This is a genomic window from Sulfurivermis sp., from assembly GCF_059410345.1.
Genome location: NZ_JBLJDO010000022.1, coordinates 34,605 through 46,859, shown reverse-complemented (window position 1 = coordinate 46,859; position 12,255 = coordinate 34,605). Strand labels below are relative to the sequence as shown.

At 65.0% G+C, this 12,255-nt stretch carries 12 protein-coding genes; 3 read left to right on the top strand and 9 right to left on the bottom strand.

Annotated elements, in window-relative coordinates; translation table 11 throughout:
• Window positions 1–163: 163 nt before the first annotated feature.
• From ACMV8A_RS13720 to ACMV8A_RS13710, 3 genes are all read left to right on the top strand, one after another.
• Window positions 164–919, top strand: coding sequence for a DUF4412 domain-containing protein (locus tag ACMV8A_RS13720; RefSeq protein WP_495326441.1), 756 nt, complete (start codon window positions 164–166; stop codon window positions 917–919).
• A 221-nt stretch (window positions 920–1,140) separates the two neighbouring features.
• Complete coding sequence (locus tag ACMV8A_RS13715) at window positions 1,141–3,027, top strand: putative bifunctional diguanylate cyclase/phosphodiesterase (RefSeq protein ID WP_495326440.1); 1,887 nt, start codon at window positions 1,141–1,143, stop codon at window positions 3,025–3,027.
• Between the two features lie 349 nt (window positions 3,028–3,376).
• Window positions 3,377–3,781 (top strand): hypothetical protein, encoded by a 405-nt coding sequence (locus tag ACMV8A_RS13710; protein ID WP_495326439.1) that lies wholly within the window; start codon window positions 3,377–3,379, stop codon window positions 3,779–3,781.
• Here ACMV8A_RS13710 and murI read toward each other — a convergent pair.
• The 9 genes from murI to ACMV8A_RS13665 form a co-directional block, all read right to left on the bottom strand.
• Window positions 3,732–4,526 carry a glutamate racemase gene (murI, locus tag ACMV8A_RS13705; RefSeq protein WP_495326438.1) on the bottom strand — a complete coding sequence of 265 codons (795 nt, stop codon included), beginning with the start codon at window positions 4,524–4,526 and terminating at the stop codon, window positions 3,732–3,734. The two genes, ACMV8A_RS13710 and murI, sit on opposite strands and share 50 nt — an antisense overlap.
• Window positions 4,527–4,666: 140 nt before the next feature.
• Complete coding sequence (locus ACMV8A_RS13700) at window positions 4,667–6,247, bottom strand: peptide chain release factor 3 (RefSeq protein ID WP_495326437.1); 1,581 nt, start codon at window positions 6,245–6,247, stop codon at window positions 4,667–4,669.
• Window positions 6,248–6,500: 253 nt separating this feature from the next.
• A complete protein-coding gene (gene mnhG / locus ACMV8A_RS13695; RefSeq protein ID WP_495326436.1) occupies window positions 6,501–6,890 on the bottom strand; it encodes a monovalent cation/H(+) antiporter subunit G in 390 nt (129 codons plus the stop codon).
• Window positions 6,883–7,161, bottom strand: coding sequence for a cation:proton antiporter (locus ACMV8A_RS13690; RefSeq protein ID WP_495326435.1), 279 nt, complete (start codon window positions 7,159–7,161; stop codon window positions 6,883–6,885). The genes mnhG and ACMV8A_RS13690 overlap by 8 nt, the downstream gene beginning before the upstream one ends.
• Window positions 7,158–7,631, bottom strand: coding sequence for a Na+/H+ antiporter subunit E (locus ACMV8A_RS13685; RefSeq protein WP_495326434.1), 474 nt, complete (start codon window positions 7,629–7,631; stop codon window positions 7,158–7,160). Before ACMV8A_RS13685 ends, ACMV8A_RS13690 begins: the two co-directional genes overlap by 4 nt.
• Entirely contained in the window at window positions 7,628–9,124 is a 1,497-nt protein-coding gene (locus ACMV8A_RS13680) for a Na+/H+ antiporter subunit D (RefSeq protein ID WP_495326433.1), read from the bottom strand. Before ACMV8A_RS13680 ends, ACMV8A_RS13685 begins: the two co-directional genes overlap by 4 nt.
• Entirely contained in the window at window positions 9,121–9,468 is a 348-nt protein-coding gene (locus ACMV8A_RS13675; protein WP_495326432.1) for a Na+/H+ antiporter subunit C, read from the bottom strand. The genes ACMV8A_RS13680 and ACMV8A_RS13675 overlap by 4 nt, the downstream gene beginning before the upstream one ends.
• Complete coding sequence (locus ACMV8A_RS13670; protein ID WP_495326431.1) at window positions 9,456–9,899, bottom strand: Na+/H+ antiporter subunit B; 444 nt, start codon at window positions 9,897–9,899, stop codon at window positions 9,456–9,458. The genes ACMV8A_RS13675 and ACMV8A_RS13670 overlap by 13 nt, the downstream gene beginning before the upstream one ends.
• On the bottom strand, window positions 9,896–12,190 hold the full coding sequence (locus ACMV8A_RS13665; protein ID WP_495326430.1) for a putative monovalent cation/H+ antiporter subunit A: 2,295 nt from the start codon (window positions 12,188–12,190) through the stop codon (window positions 9,896–9,898). Before ACMV8A_RS13665 ends, ACMV8A_RS13670 begins: the two co-directional genes overlap by 4 nt.
• Window positions 12,191–12,255 lie beyond the last annotated feature (65 nt).

The window sequence follows — 12,255 nt, the reverse complement described above, 5'->3', positions numbered from 1 at the left end:
ATCACGCAACAATTGCACATCGGCCACCTTCCACGGCGACCGCAATCCAAGAATCTGGGCGTACAGGTCTATGTCTCTCATGGTTCAACAGGCTAAGCTACCCACTCGATCCGGGGAAGAGCCCAAATAATTAACTTTTTCACTCAACACACGGAGGTCATCGATGAAAACCCGTACCTTGCACTGGCTGTTCCTGCTTGCCGCCATCGGCCTCGGTCATCAGGCCAGCGCCGCCGGAACCCAGTTCTCCGCCGACATGGTGCAAAAGACCAGTGGCCAGACCCACACCATGCGCTATTACCAGGGCGACCAGAAGATGCGCACGGAAATGAAGACCGAGGACGGCCGCCAGGCGGTCAGCATCATGGACCTCAAGGCCAGGAAGATGTACACGCTGATGCCGGAGGAAAAGATGTATATGGAAATTCCTCTCGGCGGCGATACCGCCGCCTGGGCCGCCGACGACAAAACCCGCGAAGAATATTACGAGATGAAGAAGGTCGGCACCGAGACCGTCAACGGTTATGTGTGCGACAAGTACACCCTCATCCCCAAAAAGCAGGGACTGGAAAAGAGCACCACCTGGGTTTCCCAGAAGCTCGGTTATCCCATCAAGAGTGTGGGTCAGAGCTACTCCATGGAGTTGCGCAACATCAAGGAGGGCGTCCAGCCCGCCGCGCTGTTCACCATTCCCAAGGGCTATCAGAAGATGCCGGGCATGGATGAATATTTCCGCGGCATGCCGCAGGGCGATGAGGATGATGTGCCGCCGCCGCGCAGCAGCCGGCAGCCCTCGGCGGTGGAGCAAGATGCCCGCGAGATCGGTGCGGACGCCCGTGACGAGGCCAAGAGCGCGACCAAGGAAGAGATCTCCGATTCCATCCGCAAGGGCATCCGCGGCCTGTTCGGTAAGGACTAAACCATACGCTTTACCCGAGAAACGGCTGCACCGGCGACTGCGCCGGTGCAGCAGATTTCCTTCCCAAATCCCCCTTACGCGTGGTGCCGCAGAGACAGCGGGAGCCGCGCCCGATTGGTGCAAATCCCTGTCCGTGATCGGTCTATGACGGCCATGCCCTGACATCCCTGCAGCAACCATGTATGCTGCAAACACTTGTGCCCATAGCTCCCTGACCGCACGTGAACCTGCTCGACATCGTCCACAACATTGCCCTGCTGGTAGCGCTGGCAGCCCTGTATCAGGTGGTCATTTCCCGCCTGCTGCTGCGTACCCTGGGCGGTCAGATCATCTTCGGCCTGCTGTTCGGTACGGTGGCCATACTCGGCATGATGGCCCCGCTCACCTTTGCCCCCGGCGTCATCTTTGATGGCCGCTCCGTCATCCTCGCCGTCGCCGGCCTCATCGGCGGTCCCCTGGTGGCACTGGTCAGCGTGCTGGTGGCAAGCGCCTACCGCCTCTGGCTGGGCGGCGGCGGCGCTCCCGTCGGCATCAGCGTCATCGCCGTCTCCGCCGGCATCGGCGTCGCCTTCCATTACTACCGCAAACACCTCGATGGCCACCTCAGCCCGCTGCAACTGCTGGGTTTCGGCCTGGTGGTGCATATCATCATGCTGGCGCTGTTCCTGCTGCTGCCGGAGGGTATCGGCATGCGCGTCATCGACCAGATGGGGCTGCTCATTCTGGTGATTTACCCGCTCGCCACCATGCTCATCTCCATGCTGTTCCAGGATTACGAAGACCAGGAGGCCACCCGGACCCGGCTGCACCGCATGGCCTACTACGACCATCTCACCGGCCTGCCCAACCGCGCCCTCCTCATCTCCCGCCTGGAGCAGTTGCTGGCGGCAGAGCATCCGGAAGAAGGCGACGGCGCGCTGATGTTCTTCAATCTCGATCGCTTCAAGACCCTCAACGACGCACGCGGCCACGCCACCGGCGACACCCTGCTGCGTGCCATCGGCTCACGGCTGGAACCGCTGCTGCGCGAAGGCGACACACTGGCACGCGTCGGTGCCGACGAGTTCGCGCTGCTACTGCACCGTCCCGGTGAACACGCCACCACCTTCCGCCTCAACATCGCGGAACTGGCCACGCAACTGCACCATGCCATCCGCCAACCCCTGCACATCGGCTCCGACGAGGTATCCGTCAGCGTCAGCCTGGGCATCGCCCTGTTTGCACCGGGCAGCGGCGACAGCGCCGGCGACATCATGCGTCGCGCCGACACCGCGCTGCACCAGGCCAAGAAGCGCGGCGGCAATCAGAGCGTGTTCTTCGAGCAGACCATGACCAAGACGGTGGAGCACCGCTTCCGCATCGAGCGCGAGTTGCGCCGCGCCGTCTCGGCCGGCGAACTGCGCCTGTTCCTGCAATCGCAGGTGGATGCCTCCGGCCAGATTGTCGGCGCCGAGACCCTGGTGCGCTGGCAACACCCGGAACGCGGCCTGGTCACACCGGTGGCCTTCATCCCCATCGCCGAGGAAACCGACCTCATCATCGACGTCGGGGTGTGGGTATTCAACCAGGCCTGCGCCCTGCTTACCCGTGCGGAGTTTGCCCAACGGCCGCTGCGGCTCTCCGTCAACATCAGTCCACGCCACTTCCGCCAACCCAGCTTCGTCAGCTGGATAAAAGACACGCTGCACGCCACCGGCGCCAATCCCAATCAGCTCACCCTGGAGATCACCGAAGGCCTGCTCATCGACAATCTCAGCGACATCATCGCCAAGATGAACGAACTGGCCGCGCTCGGCGTGCGCTTCTCCGTCGACGATTTCGGCACCGGCTACTCCTCACTCACCTACCTGAAGCGCCTGCCGATCCACGAAATCAAGATCGACAAGTCCTTCGTGCAGGACGCCCCCACCGACGGCAATGACGCCACCCTGGTCGACACCATCCTGGCCGTCGCCGAGCGCATGGGCCTCGATGTGGTGGCCGAAGGTGTCGAGACCAGTGAACAGGCCGCCTTCCTCAATGCCCGTGGCAAGATCCTGCACCAGGGTTACCTCTATTGCCGCCCGGAGCCGGCGGAGACCTGGCTGGAGCGGCTGCGCGGACATTGAGCCGCACACCCGCGCGCGGTCCTAAAGCCGCAGCCCGCCTGATTCGTCCCGCGACACGAGGGGGCATGCATGTTCCTGGGTCATTTCTCCGCCGGCTTAGCCGCCAAATCCATCGCTCCCCGGGTAGCGCTGGGCTGGCTGTTCCTGGCGGCGCAGTTCATCGATCTGCTGTGGCCGACCTCGCTGCTCCTCGGCCTGGAGCGCGCCAGCATCGCTCCCGGGATCACCACCGTCCCCCCCTGCTGTTCGAGCACTACCCCATTTCCCACAGCCTGCTCGCCGTCGCGATCTGGGTCATCCTGCTCGGCGGCGCTATTTCCTGCTGCGGCGGGAACGGTTGGGCGCGCTGGTGATCAGCCACTGGCTGCTCGATCTCATCGTGCACCGGCCCGACCTGCCCCTGATGCCGGGCGGTGAGGTCGTGGTGGGGCTGCATGCCTGGTCATCGCTGCCGCTGACCCTGGTGCTGGAAGGGGGGCTGTTTGCTCTTGGGGTATGGTTGTATTGCCGCGTCACCACAGCGCGCGATGCGGTGGGCCACTGGGGGCTCGTTGCGCTGGTGGCCTTTTTGCTGCTCGTCTACACCGGCAATCTGTTCGGCGCGCCGCCGCCCAGTGTCGAGGCCATCGGCTGGCTGGGCCAGGCCCAGGGGCTGCTGGTGCTGTGGGGCTTCTGGGTCGATCGGCACCGCCAACCGGCACACCCTACTCGAACCACGCCTGCAGCAACACCGGCTCGCGCCATAGGCGGCTGAGCACCGGCGCCACCCGCTCCGGCGCGCCGGAGGTGAGGAAGCGCACCACGCCCTCGCCCTCCGGCCGCAACATACCCATGACATCGAGACGGCGGCGCAACTCCGCCGCCACGGCGGGACCGGTTTCCAGTATCTCCACCGCCGGCCCGGCGATCTCCGCGATGAGACTGCGCAGAAAGGGATAGTGGGTGCAGCCGAGCACGAGCTGGTCGGCACCGGCAGCGAGCAGCGGCGCCAGATACCCCTGCAACAGGCGGCGCGTGTCCGCACCATCCCAGTCGCCCTGCTCGATGCGCTCCACCAGACCGGGACAGGCCTGCGCCACCACCTTGGCGCGATCACCATAACGGGCCAGCAGGGCGGCATAGCGTGGACTCGCCAGGGTGGCGCTGGTGGCGAGCACACCGACGGTGCCAGAAGCGGTGCGGTGCACCGCCGGCTTGACCGCCGGTTCGATGGCGACGATGGGCAGGGAATAGAGGGTACGCAGGTGCTCGACGGCGATGGCGGTGGCGGTATTGCAGGCCACCACCACCGCCTTGGCGCCGTGCTCCACCAGATGGCGGGTGATGCGTTCGGAGCGGTCGCGGATGCGCTCGGGCGTCAGGTCGCCGTAGGGGGCATGAGCAGAGTCGGCGACGTACAGCATGTCCTCGGCGGGAAGCAGCTCGCGGATGGCGCGCAGCACCGACAGGCCGCCCACCCCGGAATCGAACACGCCGATGAATCCCGCATCCAATGACATCAGGAATAAAACCAGCTTGTCGCGGAGACACAGAGACGCAGAGATGTTGAATAGTCACCGCAATGCATCACATTGCCCGCAACATCTTTGCACAAGTCAACCAGCCTCTCCGCGTCTCTGCGTCTTTGCGGCCATGGTGTTTACTTCTCCCGTGTGTCGAAGAAACGCACATCCGGCCAGCGCTCGATGGTCAGATTCAGATTGACGCGGGTGGGCGCCAGGTAGGTGAGCAGGCCGGAGCCGTCGACGGCCAGATTGTCGTGGGCCTTCACCTTGAACTCTTCCAGCTTCTTGGCGTCGTTGCACTCCACCCAGCGCGCCGTGTGGATGGTTACCGGCTCGAAGATGCAGTCGACGTTGTATTCGTCCTTCAAACGGTAGGCCACCACATCGAACTGCAGCACACCGACGGCGCCGAGGATCAGGTCGTTGTTCTTCAGCGGCCGGAACAGCTGGGTGGCCCCCTCCTCGGACAGCTGCTCCAAGCCCTTTTGCAGCGCCTTCATGCGCAGCGGGTCTTTCAACACCGCACGGCGAAACAGCTCCGGCGCAAAATGCGGGATGCCGGTGAACTTGAGGTCTTCGCCCTCGGTGAAGGTATCGCCGATCTGGATGGTGCCGTGGTTGTGCAGGCCGATGATGTCGCCGGGCCAGGCGTCCGCCACCGCCTCGCGCTCCTGCGCCATGAAGGTGATGGCATTGGCGATCTTCACGTCGCGGCCGATACGCACATGCTTCACCTTCATGCCTTGGCTATAGCGGCCGGAGCAGACGCGCAGGAAGGCGACACGGTCGCGGTGCGCCGGGTCCATATTGGCCTGGATCTTGAACACAAAACCGCTGAATTTCTCCTCGGTCGGTTCGACCTGGCGTGTCGTGGTGGCGCGCGGCAACGGCGTCGGCGCATAGTCCACCAGGGCGTCGAGCACCTCGCGCACGCCAAAGTTGTTGATGCCGGAACCGAAGAATACCGGAGTCAGCTCGCCTTTGCGGAAGGCATCCAGGTCGAACTCGTGGCTGGCGCCGCGCACCAGTTCGATCTCGTCACGCAGTTCCTGCGCCAGGGTGCCGAACAGTTCATCCAGACGCGGGTTGTCCAGACCCTGCACGATCTCCGCCTCGGCGATCCTGCCGCCGTGCTGGGCAGAGAACAGGTAGATGGCGTCGTTGTAGAGATGGAATACACCCTTGAAGCCCTTGCCCATGCCGATGGGCCAGGTGATGGGCGCGCATTTGATCTTCAACACCTGCTCCACCTCGTCCAGCAGGTCGATGGGCGGGCGGCTCTCGCGGTCCATCTTGTTGACAAAGGTGATAATCGGCGTGTCGCGCAGGCGGCACACGTCCATCAGCTTGATGGTGCGATCCTCGACGCCCTTGGCGCCGTCGATGACCATCAGCGCCGAGTCCACCGCAGTGAGCACGCGGTAGGTGTCCTCGGAGAAGTCCTCGTGGCCCGGCGTATCGAGCAGGTTGATGACGTGGTCGCGGTAGGGAAACTGCATCACCGAGGAGGTGACCGAGATGCCGCGCTGCTTTTCCAGCTCCATCCAGTCGGAGGTGGCGTGGCGCGCCGCCTTGCGCCCCTTGACGGTACCGGCGAGCTGGATCGCCCCGCCGAACAGCAGCAGCTTTTCCGTCAGCGTGGTCTTGCCGGCGTCCGGGTGGGAGATGATGGCGAAGGTGCGGCGGCGTGCCGCCTCTTTCTCGAAGATGCTCATGGGAATCTTAAAGGCCGCAAAAGGGCGCCATTTTACCCGATCCGAGCCATACGGTGTGCCTTACGGCACACGGGCGCCTTCATAGAGAAAAGCCATTGACCCGCAAATGAACGCGAATAGACGCCAATAGGCCTGACAAGCTGGCAGCACACCCTGAGAGCAACTCATCACCTCGGGCAAGTCCTTGAATATTCGCGTTCATTTGCGGACTGATTGAGCGATTCACGATGGTTTGGCACGGCGCGTAGCACCACTATTCCCGCGGCTCCTGCGGCTCGCTATCTGCGGTCTCCGCCGCCGCCAGGCTGTGGGTGGCGCTGTCGTACTGGCCCTTGAGGGCATCCTTGACCGTGTGCTGCCACAGCGGCACCCCCATGATGTAGGCGGCACGGCCGATGGCGTGGGCGGCCACCGGCGCAGTGAGCATGGTGAAGACCACGATGGCCACGGCACGGGCGGTGACGCCGATGTCCCAGAAGTACAGGGCGACACCGAGCAGCATCAGGCCGGCCCCGAGCACCCCGGCCTTGGTGGTGGCGTGCATGCGGGTGAGCAGGTCCGGCATGCGCAGTACACCAAGGGCGGCGACGAACATGAAGCCGGCACCGAGCAGCATCAGCAGCGCGCTGGCGATCTCAATCATCGCGTCCCTCCCCCCGCTCCAGATAACGGGCGAAGCCTACCGCAGCCAGAAACGCCGTAAGCGCCAGCACCATGGCCACGTCGAGCAGCGGCGCACGGCCATACCACACCACATGAGCAGCAATGAAGCCGACGGTGAGCGAGGCCAGCAGTTCCAGCGCCACCACCCGATCCGGCAGGGTCGGCCCGCGCACCAGGCGCACGAAGGCCAGCAGCAGCGCCAGGCTGAGGATCACGAACACCAGGCTGAGGATGAAATCGAACGCGCTCATCGCAACAACTCCAGCAGGCGGTGCTCCAGCACCTTGATCTCGCGCACCGTCTGCGCCTCGTCCTCCAGGTACATGACATGGATGTACAACACCGTGCCGTCGCTGGACACGTCCAGGCTGAGTGAGCCGGGGGTAAGCGAGATCAGGTTGGCGAGGATGGTGATCTCGCCGTCGCGCTGCACCTCCAGCGGATAGGCTATGACGCCCGGACGCATATGGTGGGTGGGCGTCAGCACGTCGTAGGCCACTTTCAGATTGGAGCGCAGCAGCGCCCAGTTGAACCAGAAGAAGAAGCGGATCAGGCGCGGCACCTTGGCGATGTAGTTGGCGAATTCGGCACGGCCGCGCAGGGCGTAGGCCAGCACCACATAACCGGCAAACAGCCCAATGAGCAGATTGTCGGCGGTGAAGCGGCCGGTGAGCGCCATCCACACCAGGGCCAGCACCAGATTCCAGGTAAAGGCGATCATGGCGTCTCCCCCAGCACCGCGGCGATATACGACTGCGGGTCAAGCAACTGCGCGGCGGCCTGTTCGGCCAGGCGGTACACCGGCTCGGCACCGATGCCGATGGCCACGGTGAGTGCCGCCAGGACGATGGCTGGTGCATACAGCAGGGCATTATTGCTAGGCGCCGCTACCGCTGCCCCCTCCTCCGGCATCGCCTTCCAGAACACCTCGTTCCAGATCTTCACCATCGAATACAGCGTCAGCAGACTCACCAGCAGCGCCACCGCCACCACGCCGTACTGCTCCGCCTCCAGGCCGGCACGCACCAGGATGAACTTGGCGAAGAAACCGGACAGCGGCGGCAGGCCGGCCAGCGATAGTGCCGGGATGAGAAACAGCAGCGCCAGCCCCGGCCGTTCGCGGTACAGGCCGCCCAGGCTCTTGAGCTGGAAGCTGCCGCGCAGGCGATAGACCAGGCCGCTGATGAGGAACAGATTGGCCTTCACGATGATGTGGTGCATCAGGTAGAACACGCCGCCCACCAGGGCCAGCGGCGTGTACAGTGCCAGACCGAGCAGCATGTAACCGATCTGGCTGACGATATGGAAGGACAGGATGCGGCGGAACTCGAACTGCGCCGCCGCGCCCAGCACGCCGGAAAGCATGGTGAAGCCCGCCAGCCACAGCAGCAATTGGTGGGTGAAGGCCGTCTCCTGGGTGAAGATCAGGGTGAACACGCGGAACAGGGCGTACACGCCCACCTTGGTGAGCAAGCCGGCGAACAGCGCCGACACCGCCACCGGCGGCGTGTGATAGGACGCCGGCAGCCAGAAGAACAGCGGGAAGGCCGCCGCCTTGATGCCGAAGGCGACCATGAACATCAGGCCGATGGTGGTGACCAGGCCCTGCGCCTCGCCGGTGTCCTGCAACTTGAGCGCCAGGTCGGCCATGTTGAGCGTGCCAGTGAGACCGTAGAGCAGGCCGATGGCGGAGAGAAACAGCGCCGAGGAAATGAGATTCAGCGTGACGTATTTGATGGCCCCTTCCATCTGCGCCCGCTCACCGCCGAGGATCAGCAGCGCGAACGAGGCCACCAGCATCACCTCGAACCAAACGTAGAGATTGAAGATGTCGCCGGTGAGGAAGGCGCCGCACACCCCGGCCAGCAGCATGTGCAGCAGCGGGTAATAACCGAAGCGCTCATGCTCCGCGCCGAGGGTGGCGAGGGAATACAGCGCCACGGCAAAGGCGGTGATCGCCGCCAGCAGCACCATGATGGCGCCGAGCAGATCGGCCACCAGCACGATGCCGAAGGGCGCCGGCCAGTTACCCATATACATCACCTGAATGCCGTCCGACCACACACGCTGCAACAGCCACAGCGCGGCCAGCAGCAGCGCGCCGGTGCCGAGCACGCCAAGCAGGCGCTGCGCCAGGTGCGAGCGCCACAGCGCCAGCGACAGCGCCCCGGCCAGCAGCGGGATCAGGATCGGCAACACCACCGCCAGACTCATGTATCGGTGTCCTTCATCTTGTCCATGTTCACCGCGTGCACCACCTCGTAGGCACGGTGGATCAGCACCACGGCAAAGGCCAGCACGCCGAAGCCGATGACGATGGCGGTGAGGATCAACGCCTGGGTGAGTGGGTCGGCGACGACGCCGTCGGGCAGCACGGCCCCCTCCGGGATCAACGGCGGCGCGCCGCGGGTCAGTCCGCCGGCGGTGAAGATGAGCAGATTGGCGGCATTGCCGAGCAGCACCAGGCCGATCACCAGCTTGACGATGGAGCGGCGCAGCATCATGTATACCGCCGCCGCATACAGCCCGCCCACCACGAAGGCCATCACCGTTTCCATGGCCGCTCCTCCGCCTCCGCCAGCGACAGCACGATGGTCATCACCGCGCCGATCACCACCAGATAGACGCCGACATCAAAGATGATGGGCGTGCCCAGCGTGAACTCGCGCCCGCCCGGCAGCGGCACGGTGTACCACTCCGAGGTGAGAAAGGCGTCGCCGGCCAGCAGCCCCGGCACACCACTCAGGATGGCGATGATCAGGCCGACGCCGAGCAGGCTGCGCGGGTCGGCGCCGAGCACCTGGCGCGCCGAACGGATGTCGCGCGAGAAGATGTACAGCGCGATGGCCGCCGCCGCCACCAGCCCGGCGATGAAGCCGCCGCCCGGCAGGTCGTGTCCGCGCAGCAGCAGGAACAGGGAAAACAGCAGCAGCAGCGGCAGCAGCATGTCGCCGGCGGTACGCAGGATGCGGGAGTGGCGTACCTTCATCGCCTGTCCTCCGCGCGCAGCTTGAGCATGGCGTAGACGCCCACCGCCGCCAGGCCCAGCACGAAGATCTCGCCCAGGGTGTCGAGGGCACGGAAATCCACCAGGATCACATTGACGATGTTGTGGCCGTGGCCGCCGGGCACGCTCTGCTCGATGAAGTAGTCCGCGATGGACGGAAACAGCTTCACGTGGCGTGCCTCCAGCAACAGCCAGGTCATCAGGCCGCCCACCGCCACCCCCATCAGCGCGTCGCGCACATGGATCACGCCGCGGCTGGTGTTGACGTAGCCGGGCAGGCGGAACAACACCAGCACCAGCAGGATCACGGTGAGCGTCTCCACCAGCACCTGGGTGATGCCCACGTCCGGAGCGGAGAAGATCACGTACAACAGCGCGACGCCGAAGCCGGCGGCGCCGAGCGCTGCCACCGCGGCGAGACGATCACGCGCCTTCACCGCCGCCAGCCCCGCCAGCACGATCACCAGGGCGATCACCAGCTCATTGAAGCGCAGGTCGGAGATATCCAGCGCCGGCAGCACCGGGTAACGCGTGGCGAGCGCATAGCCGCTCACCAGCAGCAGGGTGGCCAGAGTGATGAAGATGTAGCGGCGCAGATAGCCGCTCTGCAGCAGGCGCGTCTGCCAGGCGGCGAAATCCACCGTCGCCGCCATCAACGCCGCGTAGCCACGCTCGGCGCCGTAACGCTCCAGCGGCAGGCGCTGCAACAGCGTGCGCACCCACGCCCACTTCAGGTACAGCAGCGCACCAAGCAGCAGACCCGCCCCGCTGAGCAGCAGCGGCAGATTGAAGCCATGCCACAACGCCAGTGCCGGCACCACCTCGCTGCCGTGTACGGCGCTCGCGGCCGCGGCGAGCAGGCCATGCTCCGCCAGTCCCGGCCACAGACCAAACAGCAGGCCGAGCGACGCCAGCAACAGCGGCCCCAGCAACAGCGCCGGCGGTGCCTCGTGCGGCGTGCGCGGTGTGGCCACCGGCGCACCGAACCAGGGCCGCACGGACACCAGGGCCGCCACGGCCACTGCAAACATGGCGCCGACGGCGGCCACCACGGTGAGCAACGTGCCGATTCCGGGGGCCTGCAAGGCGGCTTCGAACAGCGCCTCCTTGGCGATGAAACCGAACAGCGGCATCACCCCGGCCAGCGACAGCGCGGCGATCATCGACGCCGTCGCCGTCCACGGCAGGGCGCGGCGCAACCCACCCATCTCGCGCAAATCACGCGCGCCACTTTCGTGGTCGATGATGCCGGCGCACAGAAACAGCGCGCCCTTGTACAGCGAGTGCGCCAGCAGGAAGGCGACCAGCGCGGTGGCTGCCGTCGGCGTGCCGATCCCCGCCAGCAAGGTGAGCGTACCCAGCGCCATCACCGTGGAATAGGCCAGCACCCGCTTCATGCCGGTGGCGCGCAGCGCCAGCACGCCACCGACCAGTACAGTGAGCGCGCCGGTGAGCGATACCAGCCACAACCACTCGGTGGTACCGCCCACCACCGGCTGCAAACGCGCCAGCAGATAGACGCCGGCCTTCACCATGGTGGCCGAGTGCAGGTAGGCACTCACCGGCGTCGGCGCCGCCATGGCATTGGGCAGCCAGAAGTGGAACGGCGCCTGCGCCGATTTGGTAAAGGCGCCGAGCAACAGCAGCAACAACAAGGGCAGATACAGTGCATCGGCGCGCACCATCTCGCCCTGACTCAACAGGGTGGACAGGTCGTAACTGCCACCCGCCTGCGCCAGCAGCACGAAACCGGCGAGCAGTGCGAGACCACCGCCGACGGTAACGAACAACCCTTGCAGGGCGCTGGCGCGCGCCGTCTTGTCTTCGTGATTGAAGCCGATGAGCAGGAACGAGGTGATGGAGGTCAGTTCCCAGAACACGAACAAGGTGATCAGGTTGTCCGACAGCACCAGTCCGAGCATGGAGGCCATGAAGGACAACAGGAACAGATAGAAGCGGCCAAGATCGCGCTGACCGGCCAGATAATTGCCGGCGTAGATCACGATCAAGGTGCCGATGCCGCTGATGAGCAGGGCGAACAGCAGGCTGAGACCGTCGAGCAGAAAACCGAGCTGGATATCGAGACCGGGGATCCAGTCGTACTGGAACAGCAGCACCTCGCCGGCCGCCACCCGTGGTAGAAACGAGGCGAAATGCAGCGCGAGCGCCAGCGGCAGCAGGGCCAGCACCCAACCGGTGCGCGCGCCCAGCCGCGCGGCCAACCAGGGCGCGCAGGCGGCGACGACAAATCCGGCGAGTACGGCGCTCAGCATGGTTCGGTGCGTTTATTGGTGTGATGAAGGGGCCGGACTACGAAAAGCGTAGCCATAAAAAAGCG